Annotated in this window: 16 protein-coding genes and 1 pseudogene; 2 read left to right on the top strand and 15 right to left on the bottom strand. The window is 72.4% G+C overall.

All coding sequences use genetic code 11. From position 1 onward, the window contains the following. Positions 1-29: 29 nt before the first annotated feature. The gene (locus ACIHAR_RS00205) at positions 30-980 is read right to left on the bottom strand and encodes a hypothetical protein (RefSeq protein WP_400015491.1); all 951 of its coding nucleotides are present in this window, start codon (positions 978-980) and stop codon (positions 30-32) included. A gap of 495 nt (positions 981-1,475) precedes the next feature. Here ACIHAR_RS00205 and rho point away from each other — a divergent pair, with 495 nt between their 5' ends. Both rho and ACIHAR_RS00195 read left to right on the top strand, forming a co-directional pair. Next, positions 1,476-2,615, top strand: coding sequence for a transcription termination factor Rho (rho, locus tag ACIHAR_RS00200; protein WP_400015489.1), 1,140 nt, complete (start codon positions 1,476-1,478; stop codon positions 2,613-2,615). Between the two features lie 126 nt (positions 2,616-2,741). Beyond that, positions 2,742-3,944, top strand: a complete 1,203-nt coding sequence (locus tag ACIHAR_RS00195) for a D-alanyl-D-alanine carboxypeptidase family protein (protein WP_400015487.1) — start codon at positions 2,742-2,744, stop codon at positions 3,942-3,944. Here ACIHAR_RS00195 and ACIHAR_RS00190 read toward each other — a convergent pair. The 14 genes and pseudogenes from ACIHAR_RS00190 to ACIHAR_RS00125 all read right to left on the bottom strand — a co-directional run. Next, a pseudogene (locus ACIHAR_RS00190) lies at positions 3,940-4,611 on the bottom strand (glycosyltransferase 87 family protein); the annotation flags it as partial. The gene ACIHAR_RS00195 and the pseudogene ACIHAR_RS00190 sit on opposite strands and share 5 nt — an antisense overlap. A 95-nt stretch (positions 4,612-4,706) precedes the next feature. Next, on the bottom strand, positions 4,707-6,026 hold the full coding sequence (locus tag ACIHAR_RS00185; RefSeq protein WP_400015485.1) for a hypothetical protein: 1,320 nt from the start codon (positions 6,024-6,026) through the stop codon (positions 4,707-4,709). Positions 6,027-6,108: 82 nt separating this feature from the next. After that, positions 6,109-7,047, bottom strand: a complete 939-nt coding sequence (locus ACIHAR_RS00180) for a glutaminase (protein WP_365456763.1) — start codon at positions 7,045-7,047, stop codon at positions 6,109-6,111. 60 nt (positions 7,048-7,107) lie between these two features. Continuing rightward, positions 7,108-8,517: an aspartate ammonia-lyase gene (gene aspA / locus ACIHAR_RS00175; protein WP_365456766.1), complete on the bottom strand. Its 1,410-nt coding sequence runs from the start codon at positions 8,515-8,517 to the stop codon at positions 7,108-7,110. A gap of 148 nt (positions 8,518-8,665) precedes the next feature. Beyond that, positions 8,666-9,682 carry an asparaginase gene (locus tag ACIHAR_RS00170; protein WP_400015481.1) on the bottom strand — a complete coding sequence of 339 codons (1,017 nt, stop codon included), beginning with the start codon at positions 9,680-9,682 and terminating at the stop codon, positions 8,666-8,668. Between the two features lie 44 nt (positions 9,683-9,726). After that, positions 9,727-9,936: a hypothetical protein gene (locus tag ACIHAR_RS00165; RefSeq protein WP_400015479.1), complete on the bottom strand. Its 210-nt coding sequence runs from the start codon at positions 9,934-9,936 to the stop codon at positions 9,727-9,729. After that, positions 9,933-10,610 (bottom strand): FadR/GntR family transcriptional regulator, encoded by a 678-nt coding sequence (locus ACIHAR_RS00160; protein WP_400016297.1) that lies wholly within the window; start codon positions 10,608-10,610, stop codon positions 9,933-9,935. Before ACIHAR_RS00160 ends, ACIHAR_RS00165 begins: the two co-directional genes overlap by 4 nt. 158 nt (positions 10,611-10,768) lie before the next feature. Then, positions 10,769-11,605 (bottom strand): undecaprenyl-diphosphate phosphatase, encoded by an 837-nt coding sequence (locus ACIHAR_RS00155; RefSeq protein WP_400015477.1) that lies wholly within the window; start codon positions 11,603-11,605, stop codon positions 10,769-10,771. A 73-nt stretch (positions 11,606-11,678) separates the two neighbouring features. Next, the gene (crcB, locus tag ACIHAR_RS00150) at positions 11,679-12,044 is read right to left on the bottom strand and encodes a fluoride efflux transporter CrcB (protein ID WP_388749273.1); all 366 of its coding nucleotides are present in this window, start codon (positions 12,042-12,044) and stop codon (positions 11,679-11,681) included. Beyond that, positions 12,041-12,421 (bottom strand): DUF190 domain-containing protein, encoded by a 381-nt coding sequence (locus ACIHAR_RS00145; protein ID WP_400015475.1) that lies wholly within the window; start codon positions 12,419-12,421, stop codon positions 12,041-12,043. The genes crcB (ACIHAR_RS00150) and ACIHAR_RS00145 overlap by 4 nt, the downstream gene beginning before the upstream one ends. Further along, positions 12,418-12,873 carry a fluoride efflux transporter CrcB gene (gene crcB, locus ACIHAR_RS00140; protein ID WP_365456780.1) on the bottom strand — a complete coding sequence of 152 codons (456 nt, stop codon included), beginning with the start codon at positions 12,871-12,873 and terminating at the stop codon, positions 12,418-12,420. Before crcB (ACIHAR_RS00140) ends, ACIHAR_RS00145 begins: the two co-directional genes overlap by 4 nt. A gap of 78 nt (positions 12,874-12,951) precedes the next feature. Next, positions 12,952-13,914 carry an SMP-30/gluconolactonase/LRE family protein gene (locus ACIHAR_RS00135; RefSeq protein WP_365456783.1) on the bottom strand — a complete coding sequence of 321 codons (963 nt, stop codon included), beginning with the start codon at positions 13,912-13,914 and terminating at the stop codon, positions 12,952-12,954. Between the two features lie 87 nt (positions 13,915-14,001). Then, entirely contained in the window at positions 14,002-14,289 is a 288-nt protein-coding gene (locus ACIHAR_RS00130) for an ArsR family transcriptional regulator (protein ID WP_384654937.1), read from the bottom strand. Positions 14,290-14,497: 208 nt separating this feature from the next. Beyond that, positions 14,498-16,066, bottom strand: coding sequence for an arabinogalactan endo-beta-1,4-galactanase (locus ACIHAR_RS00125; protein WP_400015472.1), 1,569 nt, complete (start codon positions 16,064-16,066; stop codon positions 14,498-14,500). Between the last annotated feature and the right edge of the window lie 79 nt (positions 16,067-16,145).

The following is a 16,145-nucleotide window of genomic DNA, read 5'->3' as shown; positions in this document are numbered from 1 at the left end:
AGGGCGTCCCCGGGCGGGCGGTGCCGGCGTCAGTTCCTGAGTTCCTCCAGGGTCGCCCTGCTGTCCGCCTTCAGCCAGTCGGTCACCTTGTCGAGCTGCGGCGGGTCCTGGTCCTCGTCGTAGGAGGAGAGGTAGACGCTGTAGTTCATCGTGTACGTCACCCAGCCGTCACGCACCGCGAGCGTGACGTCCATGGAGCCGCTGTCGGAGCCGGTGGTGGTGTCCTCGCTGACGACGTAGGCCTCGTCACCGATGCCCGTCACGGTGTCGACGTCGTAACCCGAGCGGCTCTGCCCGTAGTTCTTCCACCGGGCCGTGAACTCCGGCCCGGGGTCGGTCTGCTTGTGGAGGCCCAACTCGATGGAGAGGTAGGCGTCCGAGTAGGTCGAACCCGACTTCTTCAGGCTCAGACTGCAGTAGCTCTCGTCGAGCGCGTCGTGCTCGAGTTCGTTGTGGGTGGGGGAGCTGTCGTCCTCCGGGTACTCCTCCTTGAACGACGAGTAGTCGGCGCTGCTGCAGAGGTTCGAGGGCGCCGAGTAACCACCCAGGTCCGCGTCGGCTCCCCGGCCGCCGATCAGGAAGACGCCGGCCGCCCACGCGGCGGAGGCCACCACCGCGCCGGCGACGGCCCACAGGACCGCCCGGCCGGCACCGCCCGAACCGCCGGCGGGCGGGAGCGCCGCGGGGCCGTACGGGCTCTGCTGCAGGTACGGATTGGCCGGCTGACCCGGACCCGGCTGACCCGGCTGACCCGGCTGACCCGGCTGACCCGGCTGACCCGGCTGACCCGGTTGACCCGCCAGGGTGGGCTGGGCGTAGAAGGCCTGTTGGCCCGGCTGTGAGGCCGGTGCCGGCGGCGGGAAGGCCGCCGTCCCGCCGGGGCCCGGCGACTGCGGGTGCGGATAGGGGTACGCGCTCGGCTGGGCCGGCGTCTCGGAGGGCTGCTCGGGCTGGGACGGGGGCTGAGGCGGGGTGGACATGTCGTGAAGATAAGGCAACGATGGCGGTCAAGTCCCTTGTCGGCAGGGATCGTTATGGTCTGGGGACATCTGGTGCAGGATGAAGACACCTCGGTCCGGACCAGGCTTCCGCACCCTCGGTGACCGTTGCCGTTCGCAGCACGGGGCACCGATGCGGGGAGCACGGGAACAGACGGGGCGCCCACCACGTTCACCTCAGCAGGGGTTCCGCGCCCCGTAGCCACGGCCGCACGCCCGGTGCTACGCTCGCGTCAGCATCTGTGTTCGCCGCCTTTGCCGGCGCCGATGCCAGTTCTCCTTTCAGTGCGCTGATCCACCCCTCTTCAGGCCGGTGCGACAGCTTCTCCGCAGCCCTGGTGAGCGTGACGACCGCGTCGCACCCGAGGCTTCGCTCCACGCCGTCGGAGGCGCGCGCTCACGCCCCTTCCCTCACGGCTCCCTCCCCCTTCCCCCGCGCATGTCTCATGCCTTCCGTCCTCGAAAGGACCGACCACCATGACCACCACCCTCGAACACCCCCTGGTCCAGCGACAGCCGGCCCAACTCGTCACCGGTGTCCTCGACATCGACGGCAGCGGGAAGGGTCACCTGCGGGCCGAGAACTGCCTGCCCTCCCCCGCCGACCTCCAAGTTCCGCCCGCCCTGATCCGCCGACTCGGCCTGCGCAAGGGCGACTTCGTCACAGGGATGCGCGGCGCGCAGCGGGCGCTGACCGACGTGGCGTGGGTCAACGGACGCGCGCCCGAGGAGTTGCGTGGTCGCCGTCACTTCCGTGACCTCACGCCCCTGCACCCGCACGAGCGGCTCCGCCTCGAGCACCCGGCGGCCGGCCTCGCCGGGCGCGTCACCGACCTGCTCGCGCCCGTCGGCAAGGGTCAGCGCGGGCTGCTGGTCGCCCCGCCCAAGACGGGCAAGACCGTCCTGCTCCAGCAGATCGCCGCCGCCGTCGCCGGCAACCATCCCGAGGCCCGACTGATGGTGGTGCTGCTCGACGAACGCCCGGAGGAAGTGACCGACATGCGGCGCTCCGTGCGCGGCGAGGTCTACGCCTCGACCTTCGACCAGGCGCCCAAGCAGCACATCGCCCTCGCCGAACTCGTCGTCGAGCGGGCCAAGCGGCTCGTCGAGGCGGGCGAGGACGTCGTGATCCTCCTGGACTCGCTGACCCGGCTGTGCCGGGCGCACAACAACGCGGCCGCCGCCGGGGGCCGCACCCTCAGCGGTGGCGTCGACGCGACCGCGCTGCTCGGCCCGAAGCGGTTCTTCGGCGCCGCGCGGGCCGCCGAGGAGGGGGGCTCGCTCACCGTTCTCGCCACCGCCCTGGTCGAAACCGGCTCCCGTGCCGACGACTTCTTCTTCGAGGAGCTCAAGAGCACCGGCAACATGGAGCTCCGCCTCGACCGGGAACCGGCCTCCCGCCGGGTCTTCCCCGCCGTCGACATCGACGCCTCCGGTACGCGCCGTGAGGAACTCCTCCTCTCCCCCGGCGAGTTGACCGTCGTACGCGGACTGCGCCGCGCGCAGCGGGCGCGGGACGGCCGGGCGAACCTGGAGGCGCTCCTGGAGCGGATGCGCGAGACGCCGGACAACGCGACGTTCCTGCGCCGCATCCAGCCGACGCTGCCCGCCGCGTAGGTCGTCACCGACGAGTACACCGCACCCGCGGCCGCGGGGCACGCGCGGTGCGGCATCCGGGTGCACGCGCGCGGTGTCCGGCACGGGCAGCGCGGGGATGGCCCGGTTCATTTCTACGTTAATCATATGATCATCGGAATCTCTTCACGGATCGCTGCCGCCTCAGCTTGCGTGATGTGTGCGGCCGGTGTCCTCGTCCTCGGCCCCGCCACCCCCTCCCCCGCACCCGGCCCCGCCCCAGCCCCCGCCCGAGCGGATGCCGAAGCGCCCGACGGGCCGTGGGCCACGGCGCCATGGCCCGGCCTGCTGTACCGCTCCGGTACACAGGTCAGACCCCGCCGCGCGGCGCCCGAGCTCCCGGATCTCTCCGCGCAGTCGTGGCTGGTGGCCGACGCCCGTTCCGGCGATGTGCTGGCCGCGTCGAACGCGCACCTCCCGCTGCCGCCCGCCAGCACCCTCAAGATCCTGTTCGCGCTCACGGTGCTGCCCTCCCTGCCCGGGGGGATCCGGCACCGGGTGGCCGACGAGGAGCTGACCGGCATCGGGCCCGGCAGCAGCCTCGTCGGCGTCGCCGAGGGGCGTACGTACGAGGTCACCGACCTGTGGCGCGGGGTGTTCCTCAGTTCCGGCAACGACGCCGTGCGCGTCCTGGCGGCTCTCAACGGCGGCTGGCACACCACGGCCGCCCGGATGCAGGCCAAGGCACGGTCCCTCGGCGCGCTCGACACGTATGTGCTCTCCCCCGACGGCTACGACACGGACGGACAGGTGTCCTCGGCGTACGACCTGTCGGTGTTCGGGCGGGCCGGGCTGCGCAACCCCGACTTCGCGCGGTACTGCGCGACGGTGGAGGCGTGGTTCCCCGGGCGCGACGGCGGGACGTTCCCCATCGTCAACACCAACCGGCTGCTGACCGGGGCGAACGGCGTCGCGCCGTACCCCGGGCTGATCGGCGTCAAGAACGGCTACACCACGGAGGCGGGTCACACGCTCGTCGCCGCCGCCCGCCGCGACGGGCGCACGCTCGTCGTGACGGTGATGAACCCCCGGGCAGGTGGCGGACTCGCCGTCTACGAGGAGGCGCGCGCACTGCTCGACTGGGGGTTCGAGGCCCGCGGGCACGTCGACCCGGTCGGCTCGCTGGACGCCCTGCGGGCCCGCCCGCGACCGGGACCCGACCCGGTTCCGGCGCCCGCCGCGGCCTCCGTCGACGACGACGAGGGACCGGGCTGGTCGGAGGCGGCCGTCATCACGGGCGGTTCCGTGGTGGGCGGCACCGTGGTGGCTCTGGTGCTGTGGGTGTCCCGGCGCCGTCCCTCCGGGCGATGACCCACCGGCAGCCACACCAGCAGGCCGAGCGTGATCCACGTGTAGACGTTGCCGCACAGGAAGCCGTCGACGCCGGACGCGTCGTCGCGCCACAGCCACACCACGCTCGTGCACAGCACCGCGTACACGGCACTCGCCACCCGCGGGTGCCCGGCACGGATCAGTACGGCGAAGGACGGCAGCAGCCGGACCAGGTGGTGCACCCCGGTGATGGGGCTGACCAGGCAGGCGGTCAGGCCGGTCAGCGCGAACGCCGCCCGCCAGTCCCCCGCGGCCGCCGCCCGCCGGGACCGCCACGCCCACCCGAACGCCACCAGCACCACCAGCACCGCCCAGACGGCCCGGCTCTCCACGCCAGCCGGGCCAGGACGCCCTGGAGCGACTGGTTGGAGACGTAGTCGAGACGGCCCACCGGGGTGGTGTCCCACAGGGTCCGCGTCCAGTAGAAGCGGGAGGCGTCCGGGGCGGCCAGGGCCGCCAACGCCGTGGCCCCGACGGCGACCCCCGTGGCGACGGCGGCCGCACGCCGGCGGTGGGCGACGAGCAGCAGGCCGATGCGGGCGGGCAGGGCGCCGGCCGTCTCGCCGCCCAGGGCGAGACAGGCCGTTCCGGCCGGGCCCAGCACCTGGCAGCGGCGGAGGTCGGCGGGGAACGCGATGGCCGGCACTCCGTCAGCGTGCCGACGCCGGGTGGCCGGAAAACGACGTGCCGCGTTCCGGGCGGCGGCCTGCGCGTGACCCCCGCGTGAGCATGACGGGACCGTCAGAGGAAGCGCGGACTGGACACGGGCCCGGGCGACTTCACCCGGGCGCGGTCTCCGCGCAGCCAGGTGCTGCGGATCGCCGTCACGAAGTCCGTGAGCCGCTCGACGGGGTCCGCGGGGGTCTCACCGTCGCCCCGGTCCGGTGCCCGGTCGGCGGCCACGATGTCCGCGGCGATCTCCGCCTCGGGCCGCCCGTCGGGCTCCCCGCGCTCCACGGCGCCGTCGGCGTTCTGCCGCAATGTCTCGCCCCAGGGCGCCACCACCGACTGGTGGAGCAGCGTGACGCTGTCGGGGGTGACGGCGGGCGTGTCGGTCCAGCAGCTCGCGTGCTCGTGGAGCACCTGCCCCGGGGCTCGTTCGAAGAGCTGTCCGAGGGTCTCCGGTCCCCGGTCCGCGCCTGCCGTCTCGTTCAGGTCGTAGGCGATGACGACCGTGTCCGGGCGGCCCGCGTCGAAGGGCTCCGCCGGCAGGCCGAGGACCTGTGCGGCGGCCAGGCCCAGGATGCGGCTGCCGCGGTCGGGCAGCAGGGACACCGAGCGCGGGCGCACCTGCGCCGCGTCGAGGACCGTCTTGAGCCGCAGCAGGCCCTGAAGGCAGGTGTCGTGGGTGTCCTGCAGGAAGGCGTACCGGCCCGTCATTCCGGCGTCGAAGCCGTACGGGGAGAGCGTGCCCAGCACGGTGCCGCCGATGACGTACTGCCAGCCGCGCAGGTCCGTGGCGTCCAGCGCGCTCGCCGCCCCCGCGCTCGCCGCGCGCTCGAGGACGCGGTTCTGCCGGTCGCGGGCGGGCAGCCACATCTCGTCGTCCGGGGGCGGCAGCAGCGCGTGGTGGCGGCGGGCCAGCTCGAGGTCGCCCGCCAGGACGGCGTTGAAGACCAGCAGGTAGCGGTCGGGCCACTCGGCGAACCTCCCTTCGCGCGCGGCCAGGACGTCTGCGGCCTCCCGGTGCCGGCCCTGGTCCTCGTACGCCGAGACCAGTTCGCGCAGGGCCGCCGGGGAGTCCGGCGCCAGGCGCACGGCCTCGCGCAGCGCGGGTATCGCGAGGTGGGACACGCCGCGTTCCACGCACGCGTACCCGTAGTCGTAGAGTTTCTGCGCCTTGTCGGGCTGTGCGGTCAGGGCGGTGGCGGCCTGCCGGAGGTCGTCGAAGCCGGAGGCCTCGGCGGCCCGTGCGACCACCAGGGCGACCTCCGCGAGGGGCTGGGGCTCGGAGGCCTGACGCAAATGGCGCAGTGCCCCGGGGACGTCGTGCGCGTCGAGGCACTCCCAGGCCTCGAGCAGTTCGGGGGACTTGGGGCGGCGGAGCTTGCGCGAGAACATGCGGAGGATCCTCGCCGGTGCGGCGGCGCCTCCTCAACCGAGTTAACGGCGGCCCCCGTTGGGGGCCTCGACCGGGGAAGGGTCAGAAGACCGACAGTCCCGTCATCGTCGTGAACCGGTCCAGGGCGGCCACACCGGCCACCGAGTTGCCCCGCTCGTCCAGGCCCGGGCTCCACACGCACAGGGTGCAGCGGCCGGGGACGACGGCGATGATGCCGCCGCCGACGCCGCTCTTGCCGGGGAGGCCCACCCGGTAGGCGAAGTCGCCGGCCGCGTCGTACGTGCCGCAGGTCAGCATGACGGCGTTGACCTGCTTGGCCTGGCTGCGGGTGAGCAGCCGGCTGCCGTCGGCGCGGACGCCGTGGCGGGCGAGGAAGGTGGTGGCCAGGGCGAGGTCGGCGCAGGACGCGGTGATCGAGCACTGGCGGAAGTACTGGTCGAGCAGGGCCGGTACCGGGTTGTCGATGTTGCCGTACGACGCCATGAAGTGGGCGAGGGCGGCGTTGCGGTCGCCGTGCGCGGACTCGGAGGCGGCGACCTCCCGGTCGAAGTCGAGGGCGGGGTTGCCGCTCTCGGCGCGCAGGAACGACAGGAGTTCGCCGGCCGCGTCTCCGGTACGGGTGTGGAGGCGGTCGGTGACGACGAGGGCGCCCGCGTTGATGAAGGGGTTGCGCGGGATGCCGTTCTCGTACTCCAGCTGCACCAGCGAGTTGAAGGGGTTGCCGGAGGGCTCGCGGCCCACGTGCTCCCACAGTTCGTCGCCCTCGCGGGCCAGGTCCAGGGCGAGCGTGAAGACCTTGGTGATGGACTGGGTGGAGAACGGCTCGCGCCAGTCCCCCACCCCGTACACCGTGCCGTCCAGTTCCGCGACGGCCATGCCGAAGCGCCGCGGGTCGCGGGCGGCTAGCGCCGGGATGTAGTCGGCGGACCGGCCGCGGCCGGGCGTGCGCTCCATCTCCTCGGCGATGCGCTCCAGGATCGGCTGGAAGGTGAGGGACGACGTCGCTGTCATGATCACCATTGTGCCTCCTCCGGGCCGGCCGTGGGGCGTCGCCGCAGGTCAGGGTGGGTCAGGCGCCGGTCACGCCAGAGGTGAGCCGCTGCCGGCGACGACCTCGGGGCGCAGCAGGTCGGCGAGTCGCTCGGCGGGCAACAGGCCCTTCTCCAGTACGAGTTCGGCGACACCCCGGCCGGTGACGAGGGCCTCCTTGGCGATGTCGGTGGCCGCGGTGTAGCCGATGTGCGGATTGAGCGCGGTGACCAGGCCGATCGAGTTCTCGACCGTCGCGCGCAGCACCTCGGTGTTGGCGGTGATGCCGGACACGCAGCGCTCGGCCAGGGTCAGGCAGGCCGCGCGCAGGTGGGTGATCGACTCCGACAGGGAGTGCAGGATGACCGGCTCGAACGCGTTGAGCTGGAGCTGTCCGGCCTCGGCGGCCATGGTGATGGTGACGTCGTTCCCGATCACCTCGAAGGCGACCTGGTTGACCACCTCGGGGATCACCGGGTTGACCTTGCCCGGCATGATCGACGAACCCGCCTGCACCGGCGGCAGGTTGATCTCACCCAGCCCCGCGCGCGGCCCCGACGACAACAGCCGCAGGTCGTTGCAGCTCTTCGACAGCTTCACCGCGATCCGCTTGAGCACCCCCGACATCTGCACGAACGCCCCGCAGTCCTGGGTCGCTTCGACCAGGTTGGCGGCGGTCACCAGCGGCAGACCGGTGATCTCGGCGAGGTGACGGCGGGCCGACTCGGCGTACCCCGCGGGCGCGTTCAGACCGGTGCCGATCGCGGTGGCGCCGAGGTTGATCTCGTGGATCAGCTCGACGGCCTCGGCGAGCCGGCTGCGGTCCTCGTCGAGCATGACGGCGAACGCGGAGAACTCCTGGCCGAGCGTCATCGGCACCGCGTCCTGGAGCTGGGTGCGGCCCATCTTCAGCACGTCGCGGAACTCCACGGCCTTGCGGCCGAAGGCGTCCTGCAGCACCGCCATCGCCTTGAGCAGGCCGCGCACCGCGAAGACGGTCGCGATCTTGACGGCGGTCGGGTAGACGTCGTTGGTGGACTGGCCGAGGTTGACGTCCTCGTTGGGGTGCAGGTGCCGGTACTGGCCCTTGGCGTGGCCCAGCAGCTCCAGCGCGCGGTTGGCGACGACCTCGTTGGCGTTCATGTTGGTCGAGGTGCCGGCGCCGCCCTGGATCACGTCCACGACGAACTGGTCGTGCAGCTTGCCCTCGCGGATCTCGCGGCAGGCGGCGACGATCGCGGCGGCCTTCTCGGGTGCGAGCAGCCCGAGTTCCTCGTTGGCGCGGGCGGCGGCCTCCTTGACGGCGGCGAGGGCGTCGATCAGGTGCGGGTAGGCGGAGATCGGGGTGCCGGTGATGGGGAAGTTCTCGGTGGCGCGCAGCGTGTGGACGCCCCAGTAGACATCGGCGGGGACGTCCCGGTCGCCGAGCAGGTCGTGCTCGCGGCGGGCAGCGGCGTTCATGAGGATGCGGTTCCTCTTCCTGAGGAGGTGATGACGATCGCCCCTGAAGGGGCGCGGGGCTTTTGCCGATGTGCGGCGACCGCTGCGTGGGCGCGACCGCCGCGTGGGCGCGACCGGCCACAGAGGAGAACGGGCCGACGCGGCGGAGCTACACGCAGGCCGTCAGGGTCGCCGGGTCCAGTGCGCGCACCGGGCGGACGCAGCCGACCGGTTCGCCGCCGCCGAGCAGGGGTTCGCCCGCGAACTCGGCGAGGAGCGCGGGGTCGACGCCGGCGCGGGCGAGGGCGGCCGCGGCCACCGGGACGCGGGCCCGGTCGGCGCCGTCGGCGATCTTCACGGCGACCGCGCGGCCGTCGGGGAGCGCGGCGACCTCGACGCCCTCGAAGCCGTCCTTGGCCAGCAGCCCGGGCACGGCCCGCATCAGCGCGGCCACGTCCCGGCCGGAGCCGGAGGCCATCTCCGCGTGGTCGCGCATCGCGTCCGCCACGCGCGCCTCGGGGGTGCCGGGTGCGGCGGTGGTGACGCGGGCGGTGGCGCGGGCGAGGCCGTGCAGGGAGACCGAGAAGAGGGGGGCGCCGCACCCGTCGACGGTGACCCGTGCGATCCGCTGCCCGGTGAGGTCCTCGACGATCTCGGCGATCGCCTGCTGGAGTGGGTGCCCCGGGTCGAGGTAGCCGTCGAGGGACCAGCCGTTGAGCCTGCAGGTGTACAGCATCGCCGCGTGCTTGCCGGAGCAGTTCTGCGCGAGGCGGGAGGGCAGGCGCCCTTCCCGGACCCACGCGTCGCGCACGACCGGGTCGTAGGGCAGGTCCGGGACGTTGCGCAGGTCGTCCTCGGTGACGCCGGCCAGCTCGAGGATCCGCCGGGTCCCGGCGAGGTGGCGCTCGTCACCGGAGTGGCTGGCGGCGGCGAGCGAGAGCAGCTCGCCGTCGAGCGGGAGTCCGGCCCGCACCATGGCGACGGCCTGGAGGGGCTTGAGCGCCGAGCGGGGGTAGAAGGCCGCCTCGACGTCGCCGAGCTGGAAGTCGATCCGTCCGGCCGTGCCGAGGACGACCACGGAGCCGTAGTGGATGCCCTCGGTCACCCCGCCGCGGACGAGGTGTGCGACGGGTGCGTGGAGGGGTTCGCGGATCGCGGGGGCGTCGGCGAGGGAATTGCTGTACATCACTGCCTGGATCACTGGTGGGTTGTCGTGGGCCGGCGCCGGGTTCACGCGTCGGCCCCGGGCGTGGTGCGCGCGAGGCGGCCGCCGGAGCCGAGGAGGAGGCCGGTGTTGCGGGTGCCGCCGATGGCGATCACGTCGACGTGGCGGGACCTGAGGGACGTGCTGTACCCCTCGTCTCCGGCGCCGACACGGCCAGAACGTTTCTGCACAGGGCGCCCGGTCCGCGCGTCCTTGCGCAGGGACTGCTCGCTCACGCCTCGGGTCCGCCTTCCGTGGGGGTGTCCGTCCGCGCGGAACGCACGATGTCGGTGAGGGTCGTCTCGACGCGGTCGAGGTGGTGACTCATGGCCTCCACGGCGTCGTGTTCGGAACCGTCGATCAGCGCCTCCACGATCGCCCGGTGCTCGCGGTTGGACTGCTCGCGGCGCCCGCCCAGCTCGTTGAGGAAGGCCGACTGACGCGCCAGTGCGTCGCGGATCTCCTCGATGACCCGGCGAAAGACCGGGTTCTGGGCGGCCTCGGCCACCGCGAGGTGGAAGAGGCTGTCCATCGCGACCCACGCGGTGGTGTCCGTCTCCCGCTCCATGCGGTCCAGGAGGTGGGCCAGGTGGTCCAGGTTCTCGGGGGTGCGGCGCAGGGCGGCGTACCCGGCGACCGGGATCTCGACGTGGCGGCGCACCTCGAGCAGGTCGCTGGCCGCGTAGTCGCCGAAGGTGGGGTCTTCGACGGCGTTCGCGACCACGAAGGTGCCCTTGCCGGTCCGGGAGACGGTCAGGCCCATCGTCTGCAGGGCGCGCAGGGCCTCCCGCAGGACGGGCCGGGAGACCTCGAGGGTGCGGCAGAGCTCCGCCTCGGAGGGGAGCTTGTCGCCTATGGCGTATTCGCCGCGCTCGATGGAGCCACGGAGGTGTCCGAGCACCGCTTCCATCGCGCTGACGCGACGCGGTGTCCGGCCACCTGTCTGGCTGTCTGACAGGTTCACGGGAGAGATGTTCCAGGGGACCTGGGGAGGATGTCAAGGCAGGTGAAAGGAAACATTCAGCGCGTGGGTCACTTGAAAACGGGAATGCCCGCCCGAGTGGTGGGTCAGCCGTGGAGCACTCCCGTGCCGAGCAGCCCGAACAGCAGCACGCCGACGACGATCCGGTAGATCACGAAGGCGGTGAAGGAGTGCTTGGCGACGAACCTCAGCAGCCAGGCGATGGAGGCGTAGGCGACCACGAAGGACACGGCCGTGCCCACGGCCAGGGGCGCCGCTCCCGCACCCGTGCCGAGGGCGTCCTTCAGCTCGTACAGGCCGGCGCCGGTCAGGGCCGGGATGCCGAGGAAGAAGGAGAGGCGGGTGGCGGCCACACGGTCCAGGTCGAGCATGAGGGCCGTGGACATGGTGGCGCCGGAGCGGGAGAAGCCGGGGAAGAGCAGTGCGAGGATCTGGGAACTGCCGACCAGCATCGCGTCCTTGAACGAGGTGTCGTCCTCACCCCTCTTGTGGCGCCCCGTCCGGTCGGCCGCCCACATCACGCCGCTGCCGGCGATCAGCGAGCCCGCGACCACCCAGAGGGAGGCCAGCGGTCCCTCGATGAGCGGCTTGGCGGCCAGGCCGACGGCGACGATCGGGATCGTCGCGCAGATCACCCACCAGGCGAACCGGTAGTCGTGCCGGTGGCGCTCCTCCTTCCTCCGGAGGCCGCGGAACCAGGCGGAGAGGATCCGCGCGATGTCCTTGCGGAAGTACACCAGCACGGCGGCGATCGCCCCGACCTGGATGACGGCCGAGAACCCCACGACCGCGTCGTCGTCGACCGGGATGCCCATCAGGCCCTCGGTGATCTTCAGATGGCCGGTGGAGGAGACGGGGAGGAACTCGGTCACTCCCTCGACGGCTCCGAGGACGACGGCCTGGCCGACGGAGATGGCGCTCATGGGATCCCGTTCTGCGGGTGGGTCGACGGTGCGGTGCCCAGTCCTACCAGGCGCGGGTTCGGATCCGGTCGACCTACGGCCACACGGCCTGTCCGAGGGCGACCCCGGCGAAGGCCGCCCCGAGCCCCGCCGCCACGCTTCCCACGACGTTCGCCACGGCGTACAGCCCCGCGCCCGTCTCGGCCAGCCGCAGGGTCTCGTAGGAGAAAGTGGAGTACGTCGTCAGCGCCCCGCACAGGCCGGTACCCAGGAACAACCGCAGGTCGGGGTCGACGGTGGCGGCGCCGGTCAGCACGCCGAGGACGAGGCAGCCGACGACGTTGACCACGAAGGTGCCCCAGGGGAAGACCGAGTCGTGCCGCGACTGGACCGCGCGGTCGGTCAGATAGCGGAGCGGGGCGCCGATCATTCCCCCGGCGACGACCATGAGCCAGTTCACGACGACCTCTTACCCTCCACGTCCGGTTCGCCCGGGTTCGCGTCCCGGCCGACGTACCTGATGACCTCGCACTCGTCGAGGATCACGAGCCCTTCGGTGACGAGTTCGTCGAGATGCGGCAGGAAGGCGCGTACGCGCTCCTCCGTGTCGACGATCACGACGGCGACCGGGAGGTCCTCGCTGAGGGAGAGCAGCCGGGTGGTGTGGATCAGCGAGGAGGCGCCGAAGCCCTCGACGCCGCGGAACACGCTCGCGCCCGCGAGGCCCGCCTCATGGGCGCGGTGCACGATCTCCGTGTACAGGGGCCTGCCGTGCCAGGTGTCGTCCTCGCCGACCAGTGCCGTCAGACGCCGGGCGCGCCCGGTGAGCCTCGTCATGGCCGCCTCCGGAGCAGGACGCGGCGCGTCGCGGTGGCCGCGAGCCACACCGCCGTGAGCGCCGCGAGCGGGGTCGCGGCCAGGTAGGCCAGGGCCGTGCCCGGCCGGCCCGCGTCGAACAGTTGCTGCAGGTCGACGGCGTACGTCGAGAAGGTGGTGAAGCCGCCGAGGACGCCCGCGCCGAAGAAGGGGCGGACGAGGCGGTGGGGGGTGAGCGCCTCGGTGATCAGGACCAGGAACAGCCCGATGACCGCGCAGCCGACGACGTTGACCCAGAACGTGGTCCAGGGGAATCCGCCGGTCCGCGCGGGCCACCAGAGCGAGGCGGCGTAGCGGGTGACGGCCCCGAGGCCGCCCCCGACCGCGACGACGGCGACCACCGGGAGCCGGCCCGCCCCGGCGGGCCGCCGCGGTGTGCTGGTACGGAGACTCTCGGGCTCCGGGGCTTTCATGTCGTACGTCTCTCCTGCCCGGCGCCCCTCGGCCCGGCCCGCGGGGTGGATCACGCCGCAGACCAGCGTAACGCCGGATCAGGGGGACGCGGGTGCCTCGCAGACGGCGACGCCCCGCTCCCACAGGCTGCCCAGGACCAGCCGGCCGCCGGCCTCGCAGACGCTGGTGACCATGCGGAAGCCGGAGCGGCGGCGGGCGAGGTGGTGCAGGACCCGGCCCTCGTCGTCGACCGCGAGGACGCCGGTCGTGCCGGAGGGCTGGAAGGGGGCGTGCACGGCGAGGCGGGCGGCGCGGCGGCGGACGGCGGGGCCGGCGCGGTGGAGGAGGTCGAGCGGGGGGACGCGAGGACCCGCGAGTGCCACCCAGACCGGGCCGTCGGGGGCGCCGCGCCACAGGTTGTCCGGGTAGCCCGGCAGGTGCTCGACGAAGGGTTCGGCCTGTCCTGCCCTTTCCCCGGTCAGCCGGCAGCGGGTGAGGCGGCGGGCGCCGGTCTCGGCGATGATCAGGAAGGAGCCGTCGGCGCTCGGGGCGAGACCGTTGGCGAACTGCAGCCCTTCCAGCACCACCTCGGGGTCCCGGTCGCCGGGCGCGAGGCGCAGCAGACGTCCGGTGCCGGAGTGCTCGACGAGGTCGCCGATCCAGTCCCGCAGGGGGTGGACCCGGCTGGAGACGGTGAAATAGACGGTCCCGTCGGCCAGGGCGACCACGTTGCTGCAGAACCGCAGCCGCTCCCCCGCCACCGCGTCGGCCAGCACACGCGTCCGGCCGCTGTCCGGGTCGATCCGCAGCAGGGCTCCGTCGGCGTCGCACACCAACAGGTCGCCGTCGGGCAGCGGTTCGAGTCCGAGCGGTCGTCCGCCGATGGCGGCGATCCGCTCGGCACGGGCGCCTGCCGGGTCGTCCAGGCCGTCGATGCGCAGGATCCGCCCGTCGGCGAGTCCGGTGAGGACGCGGCCCCGTGCGTCGGCCACGACGTCTTCGGGACCCTGGCCGCCGAGGGCGACGTACCGTACGGGGACGAGAGCCTGGGGACGGTCCATACGCGGTGCTCTTCCTCTCGTGACGTGCCGTTGCCGGGAGACGGACCGGTGCCCGCGCTCCTTGCCTCACTGCCCCTGGTCCCCGCGCTACCACCCCTTCTCGAACATCCTGGCCACCTCGGCGATGCGCATCTCGTCGCGCCGGTAGTAGGTGCGGCGGCGGATCCGCTTGGCGCTCAGCAGGCCCAGGTCGGTGAGCAGGGCGAGGTGGGTGTCCGCCACCCCGCGGCGCACGCCCAGCTTCGCCGCGACGGCGTCCGCGGTGACGCCGTCCTCGACGAGGTCGGCATGGCGTTGCGGAGGGAAGTGCCGGGCGGGCTCCTTCAGCCACTCCAGGATGTCCAGTCGCCGTTCACCCACAGGAGTCCTGAGCATCGTCGTCCCTCCGTCCCGTTCGCCGGGGCTCCCTCGTCCCGCGTCTTCCCACTCTTCCGCAGGAGAGGCCACCGTGTCCCGGAGTCCGGCGCCCTTTGGCGCGATCGAACACCCTTGCGCAGAAACGGAGTTGCCCCGGACCGCCGAACACGGTGAAGGGCCCGGCCACGCGGTGGCGGCCGGGCCCCTCGGTCATGCGGTCACGGGGTCAGCGGTGGCTGAACCAGGCCATCGAGGACAACGCCCGGTCGTCGTAGCCGAACAGGGCCTGGTTCTCCCAGCCGTTGCCGGAGGAGGCGTCGGTCGGGTCCCAGCCGTTGCCGGTGACGGCGGTCCAGGTGGACTCCCAGTAGAAGACGCCGAGTCCACGGCCGTTCGGGACGGCCTCGACGATGCTCGCCACGTCCTTCATCCACCGGGTCTGGCCGACGACCGTGGCCGGGTAGCCGGAGACCAGCTCGCTCGGGAGGTCGATGATGTTCTCGTGCGGGTCCTCGCTGTCCAGCCGGAAGGGGTACGCCGTCTCGGCGACGAAGACCGGCCTGGAGTAGCGGGAGGCCGCGTCGTCGAGGGTGGTCTGGAACTCGGCGAGCGTGCCGTGCCAGTAGCCGTAGTACGACAGGCCGATCACGTCGAACTTCACGCCGTTGGAGACGGCGTTGTCGAACCACCAGCGCGTGCCGGAGAGGTCACCGCCCTTGGCGAGGTGCAGCGCCACGGTCGTACCGGAGCTGACCGCCTTGACCGCGTCGTAGCCGGAGTTGAGCAGTCCGGCGAGCTGGGACCAGTTCGAGGTGGAGCCCGCCGGCCACAGCATGCCGCCGTTGATCTCGTTTCCGACCTGCACCATGTCGGCGGTGGTGCCCTGCGCCTTGAGGGCGTTGAGGACGTCGTACGTGTGGTTGTAGACGTCCGTCCTCAGCTGGCTGTAGGAGTGTCCGCTCCAGGCGGACGGCACGGACTGCGCACCCGGGTCGGCCCATGTGTCCGAGTAGTGGAAGTCGACGAGCAGCTTCATGCCCTGCGCCTTGACGCGCTTGGCCGCCGCCAGCACGCGCGTCTTGTTGTTGTAGCCGTCGGCGGGGTTCACCCAGACCTTCAGCCGTGCGTAGTTCTGCCCGGCGTTCTTGAGGACGGCGAGCGCGTCCTGCGTGGTGCCGGAGCTGTTCTTGTAGACGCCGCCCTTGGCCTCGCTCTTGATGAGGGAGGAGACGTCGGACCCCTTGATGGACAGGCCCGTCGAGCCCGAGGTGAAGGTCAGGTCGTCGACGTTGATCCAGTTCCCGGCATTCGCGTCGGAGTTGATGCTGATGGTGCACTGGTTGTTCGTCACCGCGACCGAGGTGACGATCCGGATCCAGCCGCTCGAGGAGACCGGTAGGTCGGTGCGCTGCTCGGCGCTGCCGCAGTTCTTGAGCGCTATGTACGCGGAGTTCTGGCCGCCGCCGGAGCGCACCCAGGCGGTGAGCTTGTAGGTCCCGTTGGTGAGCCCGGAGAGGTACTGGTAGGTCTCGACCTTGTAGGCGGAGGACGACCAGTGGCTGAGGCGGTAACCGCCGCCGTGGCCGCCCGCCTCGGTGAAGGAGGCGGAGTTCTGGCCCGCCGCCGAGTACGTGGACCAGCCGGCCGGCGTGGCGGTGCCGGTGCCGTCGGACTCGAAGCCGCCGTTGGTCAGCGTGGAGGCCGCCCGGGCGGTCTGCGCCGGCAGGGCGGTGAGGGCGAGCCCCGCGGCGAGCGGGAGCAGCAGGGCTCGGAGCGTGCGTCTGGGATGGAACATCGTCGTCCGTCGTCCCTTCGACGTGATGGGTGGGGATGCCCTCACGGGTGAGGGGTCCCGTTGGGGGGTCCCTCGTGAG

The organism is Streptomyces sp. NPDC052016 (genome assembly GCF_044548445.1).
Classification (GTDB): Bacteria; Actinomycetota; Actinomycetes; order Streptomycetales; family Streptomycetaceae; genus Streptomyces.
The sequence above is the reverse complement of the archived record's forward strand: the minus strand, read 5'-3'. Positions and strand labels throughout refer to the sequence as shown.